Origin of the sequence: Kribbella sp. NPDC058693 (assembly GCF_042715335.1) — a bacterium.
In the GTDB taxonomy this organism is placed as follows: domain Bacteria; phylum Actinomycetota; class Actinomycetes; order Propionibacteriales; family Kribbellaceae; genus Kribbella; species Kribbella jiaozuonensis.
Genome location: NZ_JBHXSQ010000001.1, coordinates 2,003,940 through 2,021,698 on the forward strand (window position 1 = coordinate 2,003,940; position 17,759 = coordinate 2,021,698).

17 protein-coding genes are annotated in these 17,759 nt (G+C 68.8%); 4 read left to right on the forward strand and 13 right to left on the reverse strand.

Annotated features, from left to right (window positions below):
• Window positions 1–81 precede the first annotated feature (81 nt).
• The 5 genes from ACFWUU_RS09580 to ACFWUU_RS09600 are packed head-to-tail and all read right to left on the reverse strand — an operon-like array spanning window position 82 to window position 4,968.
• Window positions 82–801 carry a FadR/GntR family transcriptional regulator gene (locus ACFWUU_RS09580; protein WP_380174183.1) on the reverse strand — a complete coding sequence of 240 codons (720 nt, stop codon included), beginning with the start codon at window positions 799–801 and terminating at the stop codon, window positions 82–84.
• 9 nt (window positions 802–810) lie between these two features.
• A complete protein-coding gene (locus ACFWUU_RS09585; protein ID WP_380174185.1) occupies window positions 811–1,587 on the reverse strand; it encodes a 3-oxoacyl-ACP reductase in 777 nt (258 codons plus the stop codon).
• Window positions 1,588–2,934: an aldehyde dehydrogenase family protein gene (locus tag ACFWUU_RS09590; protein ID WP_380174187.1), complete on the reverse strand. Its 1,347-nt coding sequence runs from the start codon at window positions 2,932–2,934 to the stop codon at window positions 1,588–1,590. It lies immediately after the preceding gene.
• Window positions 2,931–3,635 carry a gamma-glutamyl-gamma-aminobutyrate hydrolase family protein gene (locus ACFWUU_RS09595; protein ID WP_380174189.1) on the reverse strand — a complete coding sequence of 235 codons (705 nt, stop codon included), beginning with the start codon at window positions 3,633–3,635 and terminating at the stop codon, window positions 2,931–2,933. The genes ACFWUU_RS09590 and ACFWUU_RS09595 overlap by 4 nt, the downstream gene beginning before the upstream one ends.
• Window positions 3,616–4,968 carry a glutamine synthetase family protein gene (locus ACFWUU_RS09600; RefSeq protein WP_380174191.1) on the reverse strand — a complete coding sequence of 451 codons (1,353 nt, stop codon included), beginning with the start codon at window positions 4,966–4,968 and terminating at the stop codon, window positions 3,616–3,618. The genes ACFWUU_RS09595 and ACFWUU_RS09600 overlap by 20 nt, the downstream gene beginning before the upstream one ends.
• Before the next feature lie 172 nt (window positions 4,969–5,140).
• On the opposite strand from ACFWUU_RS09600, the gene ACFWUU_RS09605 reads away from it, so the two are divergent.
• Entirely contained in the window at window positions 5,141–6,085 is a 945-nt protein-coding gene (locus ACFWUU_RS09605; RefSeq protein WP_380174193.1) for a zinc metalloprotease, read from the forward strand.
• Between the two features lie 46 nt (window positions 6,086–6,131).
• Window positions 6,132–7,259, forward strand: a complete 1,128-nt coding sequence (locus ACFWUU_RS09610) for a D-alanyl-D-alanine carboxypeptidase family protein (protein ID WP_380174195.1) — start codon at window positions 6,132–6,134, stop codon at window positions 7,257–7,259.
• Here the strand turns inward: ACFWUU_RS09610 and ACFWUU_RS09615 are convergent.
• The 6 genes from ACFWUU_RS09615 to ACFWUU_RS09640 all read right to left on the reverse strand — a co-directional run bounded on the left by ACFWUU_RS09615 (window position 7,256) and on the right by ACFWUU_RS09640 (window position 12,609).
• The gene (locus ACFWUU_RS09615; protein WP_137252774.1) at window positions 7,256–8,293 is read right to left on the reverse strand and encodes a YihY/virulence factor BrkB family protein; all 1,038 of its coding nucleotides are present in this window, start codon (window positions 8,291–8,293) and stop codon (window positions 7,256–7,258) included. The two genes, ACFWUU_RS09610 and ACFWUU_RS09615, sit on opposite strands and share 4 nt — an antisense overlap.
• 28 nt (window positions 8,294–8,321) lie before the next feature.
• Window positions 8,322–8,837: a 2'-5' RNA ligase family protein gene (locus ACFWUU_RS09620; RefSeq protein ID WP_380174197.1), complete on the reverse strand. Its 516-nt coding sequence runs from the start codon at window positions 8,835–8,837 to the stop codon at window positions 8,322–8,324.
• An 8-nt stretch (window positions 8,838–8,845) separates the two neighbouring features.
• Window positions 8,846–9,901 (reverse strand): tryptophan--tRNA ligase, encoded by a 1,056-nt coding sequence (gene trpS, locus ACFWUU_RS09625; protein WP_137252772.1) that lies wholly within the window; start codon window positions 9,899–9,901, stop codon window positions 8,846–8,848.
• An 85-nt stretch (window positions 9,902–9,986) separates the two neighbouring features.
• Window positions 9,987–10,388, reverse strand: a complete 402-nt coding sequence (locus ACFWUU_RS09630; RefSeq protein ID WP_380174199.1) for a hypothetical protein — start codon at window positions 10,386–10,388, stop codon at window positions 9,987–9,989.
• A 56-nt stretch (window positions 10,389–10,444) separates the two neighbouring features.
• Window positions 10,445–11,788 carry an N-acetylglucosamine/diacetylchitobiose ABC transporter substrate-binding protein gene (ngcE, locus tag ACFWUU_RS09635; RefSeq protein WP_380174200.1) on the reverse strand — a complete coding sequence of 448 codons (1,344 nt, stop codon included), beginning with the start codon at window positions 11,786–11,788 and terminating at the stop codon, window positions 10,445–10,447.
• Between the two features lie 29 nt (window positions 11,789–11,817).
• Window positions 11,818–12,609: a sugar isomerase domain-containing protein gene (locus ACFWUU_RS09640; protein ID WP_137252770.1), complete on the reverse strand. Its 792-nt coding sequence runs from the start codon at window positions 12,607–12,609 to the stop codon at window positions 11,818–11,820.
• 212 nt (window positions 12,610–12,821) lie between these two features.
• Between ACFWUU_RS09640 and ACFWUU_RS09645 the strand changes: the two genes are divergently transcribed.
• Window positions 12,822–13,886: an N-acetylglucosamine kinase gene (locus ACFWUU_RS09645; RefSeq protein WP_380174202.1), complete on the forward strand. Its 1,065-nt coding sequence runs from the start codon at window positions 12,822–12,824 to the stop codon at window positions 13,884–13,886.
• Window positions 13,887–14,813: 927 nt separating this feature from the next.
• On the opposite strand, the gene ACFWUU_RS09650 is transcribed toward ACFWUU_RS09645, so the two are convergent.
• Entirely contained in the window at window positions 14,814–15,197 is a 384-nt protein-coding gene (locus ACFWUU_RS09650) for a YciI family protein (protein WP_137252769.1), read from the reverse strand.
• A gap of 96 nt (window positions 15,198–15,293) precedes the next feature.
• Between ACFWUU_RS09650 and ACFWUU_RS09655 the strand changes: the two genes are divergently transcribed.
• Entirely contained in the window at window positions 15,294–16,136 is an 843-nt protein-coding gene (locus ACFWUU_RS09655; protein WP_380174204.1) for an alpha/beta fold hydrolase, read from the forward strand.
• Here ACFWUU_RS09655 and ACFWUU_RS09660 read toward each other — a convergent pair whose 3' ends face one another.
• Window positions 16,137–17,741: an MFS transporter gene (locus ACFWUU_RS09660; RefSeq protein ID WP_380174206.1), complete on the reverse strand. Its 1,605-nt coding sequence runs from the start codon at window positions 17,739–17,741 to the stop codon at window positions 16,137–16,139.
• Window positions 17,742–17,759 lie beyond the last annotated feature (18 nt).

Sequence of the window (17,759 nt, forward strand, 5' to 3'; positions counted from 1 at the left end):
ACCCAGACAGCACAGCGCCTCAATGGTCTTCCCCCAGACCTTTACGCAATTGAGGCACCCGCTCCCGCGAGTGTCAAGGAGTCAGGCGAGAAAGCCGTGCAGCAGGACCGCCGTACCCGAGAGGTGTTCCTGCATCGCCTGCCGGGCGGCCTCCGGATGGCCGGCGAGGATCGCGGTCACGATCGCCGCGTGCTGTTCGTTCGAGTGCTGGATGTTGCGCTCGAGCAGGGGGATCGCGTCGAGGAGTTCGTTCAGGCGCATGCGGACGTCGGCCATCGCGGACGTCAGCGACGGCGAGCCGGTCACCTCGGCGATCGCGAGGTGCAGGCGGGAGTCGAGGCGGCGGTAGTCGGCGAGACGGGCGGCGGATGTGTCGGCGAGGCAACGTTCGAGGTGCTCGCGCTCGACGTCGCTCAGTTCGCGGGTCGCGGCGGCTTCGGCGGCGCCGGTTTCCAGTACTGATCGCAGCGTGAGGGCGTCGTCCAGGCCGTCGGCCAGGTCGCGGGCGAGCCGTTTGGCCGTCGTACGACGGGGTTTCGGCAGCTGCTCGTTGACGAACGTACCGCCGTACCGGCCGCGGCGGGATTCGACGTACCCGGCCTCGGTGAGCGCGTGGATCGCCTCGCGGAGCGTGACCCGGCTGACGTTCAGCCGGGCCGCCAGCTCGCGCTCCGGCGGCAACCGGTCGCCGGGCACGACGACGCCGAGCTTGATTGCCTGCAGCAACCGCTCGACCGTCTCCTCGAACGGGTTCCCGGCCCGGACCGGCCGGAACACCGCCTCGTCTGCCTGAACGACCATGTGCCCAGACTAGATGGGTGTCACATAGGCGCCGGAGATCCCGCCGTCGACGAGGAACGTGTTGGCGGTGATGAAGGACGAGTCGTCGCTGGCCAGGAAGGCGACCGCGGCGGCGATCTCGTCGGGTTCGCCGAAGCGGCCCATCGGGACGTGGACGAGCCGGCGCTGGGCCCGCTCTGGGTCCTTCGCGAACAGTTCGGTCAGCAGTGGCGTGTTCACCGGGCCCGGGCAGAGCGCATTGACCCGGATCCCCTGCCGGGCGAACTCGACCCCGAGCTCGCGGCTCATCGCCAGTACGCCGCCCTTGGAGGCGGAGTACGAGATCTGGGAAGTGGCCGCACCCATCACGGCGACGAACGATGCGGTGTTGATGATCGAGCCCTTGTTCTGCCGCTGCATGTACGGGATCGCGGCCTTGCAGCAGAGGTACACCGAGGTCAGGTTGACCTCCTGGACCTTGCGCCACGCCTCGAGACCGGTGTCCAGGATCGACGCGTCGTCAGGCGGCGAGATGCCCGCGTTGTTGAACGCGATGTCCACGCTGCCGTAGGTGTCGAAGGCCTGCTTGAACAGGTTCTCCACCGCGGCGGCATCGGTGACGTCGGTGGCGATGAACAGCCCGCCGACCTCGTCCGCTGCGGTCTTGCCCGCGTCCGGGTCGAGGTCGCCGATCACGACGTGTGCGCCCTCCGCGGCGAGCCGCCGTACCGTGGCCAGGCCGATCCCGCTGGCACCCCCGGTGACCACCGCGACGCGACCTTCGAGCCGATGCGCCTTGACGTCCATTCAGTCCTCCGTGCTGATGAAGATGTTCTTGGTCTCGGTGAACGCGACCAGCGCGTCCGGACCGAGCTCCCGGCCGAGGCCGGACTGCTTGTAACCGCCGAACGGCGTCGAGTACCTGACCGACGAGTTCGAGTTGATCGAGAGGTTGCCGGCCTCCACGCCGCGACCGACCCGCATCGCGCGCCCGACGTCCCGGGTCCAGATCGAGCCGGACAGCCCGTACTCACTGTCGTTCGCGATCCGCACCGCGTCCGCCTCGTCCTCGAACGGGATCACCGCGACGACCGGTCCGAAGATCTCTTCCTTCAAGGCTCGCTCGGTCGGCGGCGCGAGCACGGTCGGCGGGAACCAGAACCCGGGCCCGGCGGGTGCCGTCCCCTGGAAGGCAGGTTCCTGGACGTACGACGCGACTTGCTCGAGTTGAGCCTTCGAGATCAGCGGCCCCATCTCCGTCGCGGGATCACTCGGATCGCCGACCTTGAAGTTCTTCACAGCTGGTTCGAGCAACTCCATGAATCGGTCGTACGCCGTGCGCTCGACGAGGATCCGCGACCGCGCGCAACAATCCTGCCCCGCGTTGTCGAACACGCCGTACGGCGCCTGCGCTGCCGCCTTCTCGAGATCCGCGTCGGCGAACACGACGTTCGCGGACTTGCCGCCGAGTTCGAGCGTCACCCGCTTCACCTGGTCCGCGCAGCCGGCCATGATCTGCTTGCCGACCGTCGTGGAGCCGGTGAAGACGATCTTGCGGACGGCCGGGTGGGTGACGAAACGCTGACCGACCGTCCTCCCCGGACCGGGGATGACTTCGAACACGCCCGGCGGCAGACCTGCTTCGAGGGCGAGCTCACCGAGCCGGATCGCGGTGAGCGGGGTGAGCTCGGCCGGCTTGAGGACGACGGTGTTGCCGGCGGCAAGGGCTGGTGCGAAACCCCAGCCGGCAATGGGCATCGGGAAGTTCCACGGGACGATCACGCCGACCACGCCGAGCGGCTCCTGGAAGGTGATATTGATGCCCCCAGCAACAGGAATCTGCTTGCCGAACAGGCGTTCCGGCGCGGCCGCGTAGTACGTCAGGACGTCGCGGACGTTGCCGGCTTCCCAGCGGGCATTGCCGATCGTGTGGCCGGCGTTCTCGACCTCCAGCGCGGCCAGGTTCTCCAGGTCCGCGTCGACTGCGTCCGCGAATCGTCTGAGCAGCCTGCCGCGGTCGGCCGGGTTCACGTCCCGCCAGGTTTCGAAGGCCTTGGCGGCGCGGGCGATCGCGGCATCGGCCTCGGTCTCGTCGGCGAGCTCGATGGTCCGGATCACCTTCTCGGTGGCCGGATTGAGTACGTCGTGCGTCATTGCGTGCTCCTGATCAATGCGGTGAACAACCGCAGGTCCTCGGGCGTCTCTTCCGGGTGCCACTGCACGCCCAGTGCGAAGTCCTTGCCCTCGACCTCGGCCGCCTCGACGGTCCCGTCGCCGGCCCGGGCGGTGATCTTGAGGGTCGGCGCGACGACGTCGAGGGCTTGGTGGTGGTAGCAGCTGCCGGTCGCACCTTCGCCGAGGATCTGCGCGGTGAGCGTGCCGGGCTCGATCTTCACGTCGGTGCGCGCGAACACGGCCTCCGACGGGCGGTGGTCGTCGGTCGCGATCACCTCGGGCAGGTGCTGGTGCAGGGTTCCGCCCAGCGCGACGTTGAGCATCTGCAGGCCGCGGCAGATCGCGAGCAACGGGAGATCGGAGTCGAGGGCGGCGCGGATCAGGACCGCTTCGTGGTCGTCGCGGCCCGGTCTCGTGTCGACGGTCTCGGGATGCGGCGTCGCGTCGTACGAACCTGGATCGACGTCGCATCCGCCGGCGATGACGAGACCGTCGAGGATGCCGATGACCGACGGGTCGGTTCCCACCGGCGGGAGGAGGATCGGCGTACCTCCGGCCATCGCGACGGCGTCGAGGTAGACGCGCGGGAGGATGGCAGCCTCCCGCTGCCAGATCCCCCAGGTGGCCGGTTCCAGGTACGTCGTGATGCCGATGCGCGGCCTAGAGTCGTTCGAAACCACGGACTCGCTCCCAGTCGGTGACGGCGGCGTCGTACGCATCGAGCTCGACCCGCGCGGCGTTCGTGTAGTGGTCGACCATCTCGTCGCCGAACGCCTCGCGCGCCAGCTTCGAACCGGTGAAGAGCGCGGCGGCCTCGCGCAGGGTGGACGGGACGTGCTCCTTGTCGGACTCGTACGCGTTGCCTTCGAGCAGCGGCTCGAGCTCGAGTTCGTTCTCGATGCCGTGCAGGCCGGAGGCGATGATCGCGGCGACGGCGAGGTACGGGTTCACGTCGCCGCCGGGGAGGCGGTTCTCGACCCGGAGCGAGTCGCCGTGGCCGACAACGCGCAGCGAGCAGGTGCGGTTGTCGAGACCCCACGCGACCGCGGTCGGGGCGAAGCTGCCCTTGGCGAATCGCTTGTAGGAGTTGATGTTCGGCGCGAGCAGGTAGGTGAACTCGGACAGGCAGGCGAGCTGTCCGGCGATGAACTGCTCCATCAACTGCGAGAACCCGTAGTCACGGTCGCCGGCGAGGACGGGGTCGCCGTCGGTCGAGCGGAAGCTCAGGTGGATGTGGCACGAGTTACCTTCGCGTTCGTCGTACTTCGCCATGAACGTGAGGCTCTTGCCATGCTTCGAGGCGATCTCTTTCGCGCCGGTCTTGTAGATCGAGTGGTTGTCGCAGGTGGCGAGCGCTTCGTCGTACCGGAAGGCGATCTCGTGCTGGCCGAGGTTGCACTCGCCCTTCGCGGACTCGACGTACAGCCCGGCGCCGGTCATACCGTTGCGGATGTCGCGCAGCAGCGGCTCGATCCGGGAGGTGCCGACGAGCGAGTAGTCGACGTTGTACTGGTTGGCCGGGATGAGGCCGCGGTAATGCTTGTCCCAGGCGGTCTCGTAGGTGTCGTCGAACACGATGAACTCGAGCTCGGTCCCGACGTACGCCGTGAGGTTCTTCTCCGCCAGCCGATCGAGCTGCTTGCGAAGCACCTGCCGCGGCGAGGCGACCACGGGCTGTCCGTCCAGCCACTGCACGTCGCACAACACCATCGCCGTACCTTCGAGCCACGGGACCAACCGGAGCGTGTCGAGATCGGGCGCCATCACCATGTCGCCGTACCCCCGCTCCCACGACGACATCGCGTAACCGTCGACGGTGTTCATGTCCACGTCGACAGCCAGCAGGTAGTTGCACCCCTCGGTCCCGTGCTTCAGCACTTCCTCCAGGAAGTACCGAGCCCCACACCGCTTCCCCTGCAACCGCCCCTGCATATCGGTGATCCCCACCAACACCGTGTCAACCTCGCCGGCCTCCACCAGCCCCCGCAACTCCTCCACACCCAACACGGCCACTCCCGGAGTCTATTGGTCTATCTCCAGTCCATTGACTCAAGCCTAGCCGGAACTGTCAATGCGGTGCCGTGGCACTGGGCGGACAGTGAATGGGTTGGCACTTGGCGGGATGGTGGGGAAAATCGCCGGATTCGGCCGCACCGCCCAAGCGGCCCGATTCTGGAGGACCGCTATGCGATCTTTCGTTACTCGTCCGCGCGCCTTGGCCGTTCTGTTGGCCGGTACGGCGCTTGCTTTCAGCCCGCTCGGGGGTCAGGCGACTGCTCAGTTGCCTGTCGACCAGACCGGGAACCCGGCGTGTTTCACGCCGGAAGACGGGGCCGCCGCGCGTGGTGGCTTCGGTGCTGACCACCGGGAACTCTCGGCGGCGGAGCAGAAGGCCATCGACGCCAGGACGGCGGCGATCCTGAAGGCCAAGCAGGCGCGGGGACTCGCGCCGAAGGCCGGCAAACTGGCTGCGGCCAGCGTTCCGGTGTACGTGCACGTGATGCTGAGCACCTCCGGCGCCGGTGATGTCACCGCGACCCAGATCAACCAGCAGATTGCCGAACTGAACCAGGACTACGCGGGTCAGGAGTCGTCGCAGGCGGCGAACACCGGCTTCACGTTCTACCTGGCCGGCACCGACCGCTTCAAGAACAACACCTGGCACCGCGACGGCCAGAGCACGACCTACCGCTCACAAACGCGCAAGGGTGGTAAGAACGCCCTGAACATCTGGCTGGTCGACTTCTCGTACCTCGGGATCGCAACGTTCCCGTGGGACTACGCCGGCAACCCGTCGATCGACGGCATCCGGGTCCAGTACAGCTCGCTGCCCGGCGGCTCGGCGACCAACTTCAACCTCGGCAAGACCGCGTCCCACGAGGCCGGCCACTGGTTCGGGCTGTACCACACGTTCCAGGGCGGCTGCACGAGCACGAACGACTCGGTGTCCGACACGCCCGCCCAGAGCAGCGCCTCGAGCGGCTGCCCGACCGGCCGGGATTCCTGCTCGCTGCCCGGTGTGGACCCGATCCACAACTACATGGATTACTCGTACGACTCCTGCTACAACCAGTTCACGCCGGGCCAGTCAACCCGGATGAGCAACATGTGGACTGCTTATCGGGCATGAGACCCGACTGTGACATCTGCACCGTCGGGCAACTAGAGTGCCCGCGATGCGTTTGCTTCTGACGGCCTGCGCGACCACCGCACTGGTGGCCGCCGGCCCGCTGACAGCGACCGCCGCCGGCCAGGGCCCACAAGGCCCGGTCGGCGGCGACCTGCTGACCGCGAAGCCGACGGTCGTCGCCGACGGGGCGGCACCGCCGGCGGTGCAGGCATCGGCGTACGTCGTGGCCGACCTGGACACTGGTCAGGTCCTGGCGGCGAAGGCTCCGCACGCGAAGCTCCGCCCGGCCAGCACGCTCAAGACGCTGACCGCGCTCGTCCTGCTGCCGCGGCTGAAGAAGACCGACCCGGTGATCGGTTCGGACGCCGACGCCGGGATCATCGGCAGCAAGGTCGGTGTGTACCCCGGCCTGCACTACACCGTCGACCTGCTCTTCCAGGGAATGTTCCTGGCCTCCGGGAACGACGCCGTCCATGCCCTCTGCGCCCACGACCAGGGCGGCATCCCCGCGACCATCCAGCGGATGAACACGAAGGCCAAGGAGATCGGCGCGCTCGACACCCACGTGACCGACCCGACCGGTCTCGACGCCGACGGGCAGTACTCCAGCGCGTACGACCTGGCCCTGTTCGCGCAGGCGGGGCTCCAGCGCCAGGACTTCGCGAAGTACGCCTCGACCAAGTTCACGAACTTCCCGAACGCGGGCAACAAGGGCACGTACCAGGTCGCGAACCAGAACAAGCTGCTGTTCAACTACGACGGCGCGCTCGGCATCAAAACCGGCTACACCACGCTGGCCCGCAACACGTTCGTCGGCGCGGCTCGCCGGAACGGCCACACGCTGGTCGTGACGATGATGAACGCGCCGCACGGCATCACCGAGGACGCCAGCAACCTACTGACCTGGACGTTCAGCAATTACAGCAAGCTCAGGCCGGTCGGCACGCTGGTGAAGGCGGAGGCGCCGCCGAAGACCACGACGCAGGGCAAACCCGCCGACAAGCCGACCGCCGGTTCGCCGCGCCCCGCCCGCAGCCGCACCGTCCTGAGCCCGGGCCAGGCTATGCAGTCCCTCGCGTTCCGCGTCCCCGTCTGGGCGTACGCCGGACCGCCCGTACTGCTCCTCGGCCTGTTCCTGCGCCGCCCGCGCACGCTCCGCCGACGCCGCCACTAACGACGGACTGACCGGACCGCCCGCACAGCTTGGACGGCCAACGTGGTGAGCGTCGCGCCCAACACTGCGCCGGCGGCGACCGCGACCGTGTCCGCCCTGCGCTCGGGGATCGGGACGACCTTGTACCGCTTACCGGGCGGGCCGAGCAGCAACGGCTCAGCTTCTTCGACCGGCTCCGAGGGCTCAGCGACGACCTCCGGCTTGACGGTCGCCTCCTTCGTCCACGCCGCGACCAGCATGATCACCCGCGTCATCAGGTAGATCCACACCAAGAGCGCCAGCGGCAACGCCAGAGCGCCGTACGCCGCGTTCGCGCCGATCACGTGGCTGACGTAGAGGTTGCCGAGCCGCTGCGCCAGGTAGAACACGATGCCGCCGGCGAGCGCCGCGATCAGCAGCACCTTCGGCGGCATCGCGATCCGCGGCAGGGCCGTCATCAGGTACCCGAACAGCAGCGCTCCGGCGCCGATGCCGACGACGATGCTGATCAGCTGCAGACCCCACGTCGCCAGCCAGGTCCCGTCCAGGTTGCTCGCGTCGACGATCCGCCGGGACAAACCGGTCAGGACGGACGAGGCGCCGGTCGCGATCAGACCCATCAGCCCGAGACCGACCAGCGCGCCGAGGTCGGTGAGCTTCTGCTGGACCGCGTTCCCCGGCTGGTCGTCGAGCTCGTGCATCAGCCGGATCGACGCCCGCATGGCATCGATCCAGCCCAGGCCCGTGAGCAGCAGACCGATACCGGAGATCAGCCCGATCGTGCCGGCGTGGGTGATCAGAGCGTCGATATCGATGTTGTTGCCGATCCCCGGCAGGTTCTGCTCCAGGGACTTCTTCAGCGTCTCGATCGCGTCGTCGCCGAGCAGCGGGCCGATGATCGCCGCCGCCAGCACGATCAGCGGGAACAGCGACAGGAACCCGAAGAAGCTGGTCGCACCGGCCAGCCGGTTACCCCGCTGGTCGCCGTACCGCTTCCAGGCTCGCCACAGCTGTGTCCTGCTGAATCGTGCCCAGACGCGCTTGATCGTCCCCATGAGACTCCTGTACCCGAGAGTGCCGGGCTCAGCCTGCCAGGGGGAAGGACCGCTGCGGCCGCCACACGCCGTCGGCGCCGTGTTCGTAACGGCTGAAGTACTCGACGTCGAAGGCGCAGTCGTACTCCGAGAGGGCGTCGTACGCGCGGTCGAGGGCGTCCTTGTCGAGGTCGTGCGCGACCGTGACGTGCGGGTGGTACGGGAACCGCAGGTCGACCTGCAGCGGACCGGACCGCACCTGCGACTGCAGTACTTCGCAGGACGAGATGCCCTCGGCCAGCGGCACGAACACCACCGGCGAGATCGGCCGGAACGTCGCCGTACCGCGCAGCCGGATCCGGAACCGGGGGAACCGGGCCGCGACCGCGAGCAGGTGCTCGTCGATCACGTCCAGGTCGGTCGCCTCGATCTCGGTCGGCGGCAGCAGCGTGACGTGGGTCGGGATCGACGCGGCCATCGGATCACCGAACTCGGCCCGGAACTTCTGCAGCTCCGACCCGTACGGCTCCGCAATCGGAATCGCGACACCGATCGTCGTCGTCACGGGCGGCCCTACCGGCCCTGCGCAGGGCCGGGGACGAAACCGAGGCGGTCGTAGACCCGGGCCAGGGTCGGCTCGGTGACCGCGCGGGCCCGCTCGGCGCCGGCGGCCAGGATCGCGTCCAGCTGGGCCTTGTCGTCGAGGTACCCGAGCGTCTTCTCCCGGAACGGCGTGACGAACTCCACGACGACCTCGGCCAGGTCCTTCTTGAAGTCGCCGTACCCGCGACCGGCGTACTCGTCCTCGAGCTCGCTGATCTTGCGGCCGGTGAGCGCCGAGTAGATCGTCAGCAGGTTCGCGACGCCGGGCTTGTTCTCCTGGTCGAAGATGACGTCGCGGCCGGAGTCGGTGACCGCGGAGCGGATCTTCTTCGCGCTGACCTTCGGGTCGTCGAGCAGGTCGATGATGCCGGCCGGGGACGAACTGGACTTGCTCATCTTGGCGGACGGGTCCTGCAGGTCGGAGATCTTCGCGGTCTCCTTGACGATGTACGGCTCGGGCAGCCGGAAGGTCTTGCCGAAGCGGTGGTTGAACCGCTGGGCGAGATCGCGGGTCAGCTCGAGGTGCTGGCGCTGGTCCTCACCGACCGGGACGCGGTCGGCCTGGTAGATCAGGATGTCCGCGGCCTGCAGGATCGGGTACGTGAACAGGCCGACGGTGGCGCGGTCGGCCCCGCCCTTGGCGGACTTGTCCTTGAACTGCGTCATCCGGCTGGCCTCGCCGAACCCGGTCAGACAACCCAGCACCCAGGCCAGCTGGGCGTGCTCCGGCACGTGCGACTGGACGAACAGCGTGGACCGCTCCGGGTCGATCCCGGCCGCGAGCAGCTGCGCGGCGGACCGGCGGGTGCGGTCGCGGAGCGCCTTCGGCTCGTACTCCACGGTGATCGCGTGCAGGTCGACGACGCAGTAGAACGCCTCGTGGTCGTCCTGCAGGGCCACCCACTGCCGCACCGCGCCGAGGTAGTTGCCGAAGTGGAAGGAGTCCGCCGTCGGCTGGATCCCGGAAAGCACCCGAGGGCGCCGCTGGGAACCGGCTGCGGAGGGGTCAGACGCAGCTTGGGACATACGCCCGATTCTGCCAGCGTCCCTGGTCAGGTCATCACCCGGGCGGGTCTGTCCCGGTCATACGACCAGCACTATGAGTACTCGGCTACCAGGACCAGCCACGGGAAGCCAGTTCCTGCTCTTCCTGCCAGCGTTTCTCTTCGGGTTGTTTGGCGTCGGGGTCGGGGACGCCGGCCAGGCGGCAGGCTTCGTCCAGGAGGTCGTCGTACGCCGCCTCGAGCGCCATCAGGCGATGGGCCTTCGCGTACACGTGGGGCGTGGCCTCCACCCGGCGGATCTTGGTCGACAACGTCCCGAGCCTGGTCTGCAGCCGGAGCGTGTCGAACGGGTCCGGCAGCGGGACCGGACGACGGCGGAAACGGCCGTGCGCCCACGCCGTCAGACCCTGGACCCGACGCCGCCAACGGGTCGGCGGCGGGCTCGGGAGCAGGAGGCTGAGCAGGCCGCAGAGCATCAAGAACAGAACCGCTGCTCCGAGCCATGCCATGTCGCCACTCCTCAGCAAGAGAGTACGGCGAGCAGCGCCCGACGGCGATAGGAATATCAGTCCCGGTGGTACTTCGTGACCGCGTTGTCCTGCTTGACCTTGTCCGCGGCGGCCTGGATCCGGGCGGTCCACTCGGACTGCTGCAGTCCGCCGGCCAGGAACTGACCGGTGGCCGCGGCGGCAACGTTCGCGAAGTCCGGGTACCAGCTGTCGAAGTACCAGGTGATGACCTGGTCACCGGCCGCGGTCAGCAGGTCGCGGGCCGAGCGGAGCGCCGTACCCATCTCCAGGCCGTCGGCCGCGCCGCGGACGATCGTGAGCTGGTTGGACTCCGAGCTCACCTGCGCCGCAACGTCCTGGGACAGCAACGCCCGCAGGTACTCGAGCCCGCCGGCCTTGTTCTTCGCCTTCTCCGGCACCAGGAACGGCGCGGTCGCCGCGACATGCAGCCCGCTCGCCAGCGCGGGCGACGCGTCCAGCGGCGGTACGGCGAACATCGTCAGCCCGAACCGCTGCGGGATCAGGCCTTTCATCTCGTTCTCGAGCCAGTTCCCGCACGGCAGCATCCCGGCCTTCGAGGCGAGGAAGCGCTTCTGCGACCCGATGTGGTCGTACTGCGCACTCCCGGCGGCGATCAGGCCGCGCTTGGTCAGCTCGCCGACCGCAGCGATCGCCCGGGTGACGCTCTCGTCCTTCCAGGCCCCGTCGTCGAGGTTGTCGATCCGCTTCAGCACATCCGCTCCGCCGGTCTTGGCGGCCAGCGTGAGTACCAGCTCGAGGACGTAGTACGGATGCGCGCCCGCGTAAATGAACGGGCCGAGACCGGCCGCCTTCATATCGGTGCCGAGGGCAAGTAAATCCGGCCAGGTGTGCGGGACCTCCCAGTCGTTGGCCTGGAAGAGGTTGGCCGAATACCACAGCCCGTAGACGGTTGCGACGTAGTTGAGAGCGCGCTGGGTCCCGTCGTACCGGCCGATGTCGAGCAGCTCCGACAGCAGCTGGTCCTTGACCTTCGCGGCCTGGTTGTCCCAGGACGGCGCGTCCAGCAACTGCTGCAGGTCGGCGACCTGGCCGTCCTTCACCAGCCGGCCGAGCTCGAGCTCCTGGTCGCCGGTGCTGAGCACCACGTCAGGCGGGTTGCCTGCGGCGAACCGCGGCAGCAGGGCATCCGACAGCTGCGGCGTCACCTTCGGCGTAACGGCGGCGCTCGCATACTTCTTCCGGTACGCGGCCGCGGCGAACCCGCCGTACTCCTCGCTGGTCACGACGTCGAGCGGAGCGTTCGCGTCGACGTCGAACGGGTTCTGCGGGGAGACGGTCTTGGCCGGCGGGGCCGATGAGCATCCGCTCAGGACCGCGCCGGCCAGTGCCCCCTGGAGCAGTGTCCGCCGTTTCAGCACCTCGGCAGGCTATTACCTCGGGGTGGCTCTCAGGCGGTACGCCGGATGCGGCCCGCGTACTTCGCTTCGAGCGCGTGGTTGTGCTCGTCGCCGCCGGGGATGTTCGCCGACAGGTAGACCGGCGGGGTCTCGCCGGCGTCGGTCATCCGGCGGAGCACCTCGGCAACCATCATCTGCGCGATCAGCGCGGCCGTGATCGACGAGACCGCGCAGACCTTGCCGCCACCATCGGGCAGGTCGAGCACGGAGTCGCCGTACGGCGCGTTGTTGTCGAGCACCACGTCCGCGAAGTCGATCAGCTTCTTGCCGGACGGGTGCCGGGAGTCCATCCCGTTGGTGTGCTGCAGCGAGGTGATCGCGATCAGCGGGTGGCCGTGCTCCTTCGCGACGGTCGCGAGCTCGACGATCGAGCCGTTGACACCGGAGTTCGAAGCGATCACGAACACGTCGCCCGGCCGCGCCGCCGACAGCTCGTAGAGCTTGCGGGAGTACTTCGGGTCGCGCTCGAGCTCCGCGCTGCGCAACAGCTCCGGCGGTTCGCCGCCGAGCAGGACCAGGTCGCGGAGCGCGATCCGGTTGGTCGCGATCAGGCCGCCGGCGCGACCGGCGATCTCCATCGCGAGCGCCTCGGAGTGCCCGGAGCCGAACGCCTGGATCACCCCGTCGGCGCGCAGCGACTCGGTCATCAGGTCGGCGGCCTGCTGGATCGGGCCGTCGATCTGCTCGGTCACGGCGGCCAGGATCGGAGTCAGAGTGTTGACATAAGACTGCGCGCTGACGCCGCTCGTCTCGCCGGATCCCCCGTGCTTACTGCTGGCCATGAGCGGCCCACCCCTCGACTAATCTGCTCGCAGCGACACTCCTGGTGCCGACAAGTGCGCAAGTTTGCGGTTTGCTGGACAGAACTTTTCTCAACTGGCAGTTAAAGTCAAGGCCCATCATTTCCGTGTGATCTCCCCAGATCGGGACCGTTGCGTGACCTTGTTCCCTTGTGCTTGTAAATAGGCTCTTTGAGCAGTTTGGAGCATTGCGTATGTCGGTCGAACGTCCCCTGCCGGACCCGTCCGCCCCACCTGCCGACCGACTTGCCGACCGATCTGCCGATCCAGCGGCCTGGATGCCGGCCGGGCCGCTGGTCCTGGGCGGCGATCTGGGCGGTACCTCCACCCGGATCGTGATCGCCGACTCCCAAGGCAAGGTAGTCGGTCGCGGCGCCGCCGCGGGCGGAAACCCGACGAGTCATCCGGCAAGCGCGGCGGCCAACTTCGGTCAGGCACTTCACACCGCCCTCGCCGGTCTGGATCCGTCCGACGTCAAAGCCGCCGTGGTCGGCATGGCCGGCGGCTCCGCGCTCGGGCGGCCCGACGTGGCAGCCCGGTTCGACGAGGCCTGGACCGGCGCGGGGCTCACCGTGGCACCTGACTACATCGGCGATCTCGAGGTCGCTTTCGCATCAGGTACGCCGCAGCCGGGCGGAATCGTGCTGATCGCAGGTACCGGCAGCAACGTCGGACTGGTCCGCGACCACCAGCTCGTCCGGACCGTCGGCGGGCACGGCTGGCTGCTGGGTGACGAGGGGTCGGGGTTCTGGCTCGGCCGCGAGGCTGTGCGCAGCGTGCTGCAAGCTCTCGATCTTCGCGAGCCTCTTGGGCTGCTCGAGCAGACAGTTGTGCAGACAGTCCTGCCTGATTGGGACCGAGAGTCGGCTGCACAACGTGAAGGATACGACGCACTACGTGACGACCTGGTCAGGACGGTCAACAGCCGGCCACCAGTCATGCTCGCCGAGTTGGCACCGGCCGTCATCGCGGCGTACGCCCAGGACGACGAAACCGCGCGCTCCCTGGTGAAACGCGCAGCCGAGTTGCTCACAGAGACGGTCGCCCGGTTGAAGACGACCTCAGACGGCGGCCCGATGGTCCTCGCGGGCAGCGTCGCCGGCGAATCATCTCCGGTCGGCCAACTCATCCGCCAACACTTCGCCGGCGAGGTCCTGACCGCCCGCGACGGCGTAGGCGGAGCGACCTGGCTGGCTCTCGGCGCCCTCGACCCCACCCTCGCCACCCACGAAAACCACCAACGGCTGGTCAGCAGCTAACCCGCGGGGGGCAGCCCTCGCGGTGATGTGCGCGGGGGACAGCCCATCGCGGTGACGCGCGCGGAGGACAGCCCATCGCGGGCTACGCGCGGCTCCTTCGTCGCCGTGCTACGCGCCGCCCCACCCACCCCCGGGCTCATCGCCCGGAGCATCCCTTCCGGCTATCGCCGGACCGTGCGCTCTATCTCGCGGTCGACCGCAGCGTGGTGGGTCGTGCTGCGGATCATCTGCGCGGATGTGCTGCCGGGTGCGGCGGCCGCATTCCACCCCATCGCAGTCGACCGGACCACGGCCCCCGGGCCTCAAGCCCGGAGTCCGCCTCACCCGGTCCGCCCACCAGTTCCACCCACACGGTCCACCCCGCTCCACCCCAGCCCAGCTCGGACCACCCGGACCAGTCCTGACCCAGGTCGGACCAGCCCAGCTCGGACCAGCCGGACCAGCCGGACCGGACCAGCCCGGTCCGCCCCACCGCGGTCCGCCGCCCACGGTCCGCCCGCCGACAGTCGGCGATTGAGCGGCACCCGCCTTGTAGTCACCCGCGAGCGCCAGCGAGCGGACCGCGGGCGGCAGCCCGCCACCCCCGGCGGCAGCCGGAAAGGATATTCCGGGCGATAAGCCCGGGGGTGGGTGGGGCGGCGCGGAGCACGGCGACGAAGGAGCCGCGCGTAGCACCGCGATGGGCTGACCCACCCGCCCGCCCCACCGCAGTCAGCTATCGAGCGGGCAGCACCTAGTTGTCACCCGCGAGCGGCAGCGAGCGGACCGCGGGCGGCAGCCCGCCACCCCCGGCGATAGCCGGAAGGTCCCGGCGACAGCCGGAAAGGTCACTCCGGGCGATAAGCCCGGGGGTGGGCGGGTGCGGCGCGGAGCACGGCGACGAAGGAGCCGCGCGTAGCCCCGCGATGGGCTGGCCGCAGTACGTGACTAGTCGAAGACGGAGACTGGGCGGACCTCTACCGCTACGAATTCGGCTTCGGGGATTGTTGCGGCGATCTCCTCGGCCCTCTCCGGGGTTTTGACGTCGATGAGGAAGACGCCGGCCAGTTGTTCCTTTGCCTCGGAGTACGGGCCGTCCGTCGTGGCTCGGACGCCTTCGCGGACCCGCACTACCCGCGTCTTGGCCGGTGGGTCCAGCGGGACCGCGTTGATGAGTTCGCCGGACTCGTGGATCTCGGTCAGCAGGTTGTTGAGTTGGTCGGCGAGGGCGTCACGGGCCTTCTTCGGGAGCTTCTTGCCTTCCTCGGTGTTGAGGAACGACGGGTGGCCCCAGGTGATCGGGTTGCTGTGAATCAGCAGCAGGTACTTCATGATCGGGCATCCTTTCGGGATCTGAAGGGGATCTTCGCAGCAGAGGTCGGACACGATCGGGAGCACTCGACATTTCGCACATTTATCGTGAACGGCATGGACGAGATCGACCTGCGCCTGGCCGACGGGCGGATCCTGCACGCGTACGACAGCGCCCCGGGTGACGACGCGCGCCTCGCCGTCGTCTGGCACCACGGCACGCCGAACCTGGGCGTCCCGCCGGAGCCGCTGATCGAGGCGGGCGAGTGGCTCGGTATCCGGTGGATCTCGTTCGACCGGCCCGGGTACGGCGGGTCGACCGCGGCCCCGGGCCGGACGATGTCGTCGGTGGCGGCCGACCTGACCACGGTCCTGGACGCGCTCGGGATCGGCACGTTCGCGCTGATGGGGTACTCCGGCGGCGGCTCGTTCGCCCTCGCCTCGGCCGCGATCCTCCGCGAACGCGTCGAGGCCGTCACGACGCTCGCCGCCATCGCGCCGTACGACGCCAAGGACCTCGACTGGTACGACGGCATGGTCACGTCCGGGCTCGCCTCGCTCCACGCAGCGGCTGACGGGCGGGAGGCGAAGGTGCGGCACGAGACGTCAGGCGTCGAGTACGACCCGGAATTCACCGCGAGCGATATCGCGATGTTCGACGGCCCGTGGAGCTGGCTCGGGTCCATCGCCGGCAGCAACGCCACGCCCAACGGGCCTGACGGCGTGATCGATGACGACTGTTCTTATGTCCTGGACTGGGGCTGCGACCCGACCACGATCACCGCCCCGACCCTGCTCGTCCACGGCACCGCCGACGGCATCATCCCGTGCTCGCACGGGAAGTGGCTGGCCGCCAACCTGCCGAACGCCGAACTCGAGCTGCACGACGGCCTCGGCCACGTATCCGTCCTCACCCACGCCGAGCCCGCCCTCGAATGGATCCGCGAGCAGACCGGCTGATCAACCGGCCGACAGCAGGTGCCGCGCGCGGGGCGGTTCGAGCGCGAGCTCGGCGGCCTGCCGATACAAGTCCGCGTCCTGCCCGGTGATCCGCTCGTTGTGCTGGCGAAGGTGCTCGGACCAGCTCGCCACCTCGAACACCTCGACGTACAGGTCCGGCGTACTCACATCGCGGTACGCCGCCCAGCGCCGCGCGCCGGTGCGCTGCCGCGAGAGGCCGACCCGAGCCAGCACGGTCTTGAACTGCTCGGCGTTCTCCGACGGCACGTGGTACGAGACCTCGATCAGCACCGGACCTGACCGCGGATCGATCTCCGGCTCCTCGTCGGTCAGGATGCCGACCTCCGGGTCCGGCCACGGCTGGACCACGGTCCGATCCAGGTGCCCCGTCCGTTCGTGCAACGGGAAGACCGCGAGCGAGGCGGCACCGATCAGCAGCAGCACACCCGCGACCAGCAGCGTCGTCGCGGCTCCGAGGGCGGCGGCCAGCAGACCCCAGATCAACGCGCCAACGCCCTGGCCGCCGAGGAACACCATCAGATAAACAGCCAGCGCCCGCGCACGAACCCAGGCCGGCAACGCCAACTGCAACGTGGTGTTGAGCGTCGACAACGCACCGAGCCAACCAGCTCCGGCGACGATCAGGATCAGCGCGACGACTGTTGCGTTGTGCAACAAAGCGACGGCGAGTACGCCGATGGCGTAGGCAACGGTCGCGCCGCCGAGCAGGGTATTGCGGCCGATCTTCGTCCGGATCGGTTTGAGCAGCACGGCGCCCCCGACGGCTCCTAGACCGAGCGCTGCGAGCAGTACGCCGTACCCGGTGGAACCGAGACCGAGGCGATGGACCGCGGCGACGGGCAGGAGGCCCCACAACGCGGAGGCCGGGAGGACGAACAGCATCGCGCGCAGCAGGATCCGTCGTACGCCGGGCGCATAGGCGACGTACCGCAGACCGGCGCGCAGAGCAGGCAGCATCGGCTCGCCGGCCGCGGCGACCGCGGTCGTCCGGTGCCAGCGCAGGAGCGCGATCAGGATCGCGAGGTACGACACGGCGTTGACCGCGAACACCACGGCCGGGCTGCTCAGGCCGAGGAGGAATCCGGCCAGCGCGGGGCCGATCGCTCGGGCGATGTTCACGTTGAGGCTGTTGAGCGCCGCGGCCTCCGGCAGCTCCTCGCGCGGTACCAACTCCGGTTGGATCGCCTGCCAGGCCGGACTGGTCAGCGCCTGGCAGGCACCGAGGACGAAGGTGATCGCGATCAGCGCGGTCGGGGTCAGCAAGCCCTCGGCGCTCAGGATCGCCAGCCCGCCGGCAACGACGGCCATCGCCAGCGTCGCCAGGGCGATGAGGCGGCGGCGATCGAGTACGTCGGCCAGCACGCCCGCGGGCAGCGACACGAACAGCACCGGGAGCAGGCTCGCGGCCTGCACGATCGATGCCAGCGCTGCCGCGTTGGGCTGATGTACGACGGTCCACTGCGCGCCGACGGACTGCATCCAACTGCCGACGTTCGAGCCGAGCTGTGCCAGCCACAGCGCACGGAACACCGGCCGCCGCAGCGGGGCCCAGGCAGACGACGGCGCAGATGCTGCAACGGTCATGCCGCATCGTACGGCGGC

Excerpts from the sequence above, each read along its gene's own strand:
- ACFWUU_RS09580 (WP_380174183.1), bottom strand. The coding sequence starts at position 801 with ATGGTCGTTCAGGCAGACGAGGCGGTGTTCCGGCCGGTCCGGGCCGGG.
- ACFWUU_RS09585 (WP_380174185.1), bottom strand. The coding sequence starts at position 1,587 with ATGGACGTCAAGGCGCATCGGCTCGAAGGTCGCGTCGCGGTGGTCACC.
- ACFWUU_RS09590 (WP_380174187.1), bottom strand. The coding sequence starts at position 2,934 with ATGACGCACGACGTACTCAATCCGGCCACCGAGAAGGTGATCCGGACC.
- ACFWUU_RS09605 (WP_380174193.1), top strand. The coding sequence starts at position 5,141 with ATGCGATCTTTCGTTACTCGTCCGCGCGCCTTGGCCGTTCTGTTGGCC.
- ACFWUU_RS09610 (WP_380174195.1), top strand. The coding sequence starts at position 6,132 with ATGCGTTTGCTTCTGACGGCCTGCGCGACCACCGCACTGGTGGCCGCC.
- ACFWUU_RS09615 (WP_137252774.1), bottom strand. The coding sequence starts at position 8,293 with ATGGGGACGATCAAGCGCGTCTGGGCACGATTCAGCAGGACACAGCTG.
- trpS (WP_137252772.1), bottom strand. The coding sequence starts at position 9,901 with ATGTCCCAAGCTGCGTCTGACCCCTCCGCAGCCGGTTCCCAGCGGCGC.
- ACFWUU_RS09630 (WP_380174199.1), bottom strand. The coding sequence starts at position 10,388 with ATGGCATGGCTCGGAGCAGCGGTTCTGTTCTTGATGCTCTGCGGCCTG.
- ACFWUU_RS09640 (WP_137252770.1), bottom strand. The coding sequence starts at position 12,609 with ATGGCCAGCAGTAAGCACGGGGGATCCGGCGAGACGAGCGGCGTCAGC.
- ACFWUU_RS09645 (WP_380174202.1), top strand. The coding sequence starts at position 12,822 with ATGTCGGTCGAACGTCCCCTGCCGGACCCGTCCGCCCCACCTGCCGAC.
- ACFWUU_RS09650 (WP_137252769.1), bottom strand. The coding sequence starts at position 15,197 with ATGAAGTACCTGCTGCTGATTCACAGCAACCCGATCACCTGGGGCCAC.
- ACFWUU_RS09655 (WP_380174204.1), top strand. The coding sequence starts at position 15,294 with ATGGACGAGATCGACCTGCGCCTGGCCGACGGGCGGATCCTGCACGCG.
- ACFWUU_RS09660 (WP_380174206.1), bottom strand. The coding sequence starts at position 17,741 with ATGACCGTTGCAGCATCTGCGCCGTCGTCTGCCTGGGCCCCGCTGCGG.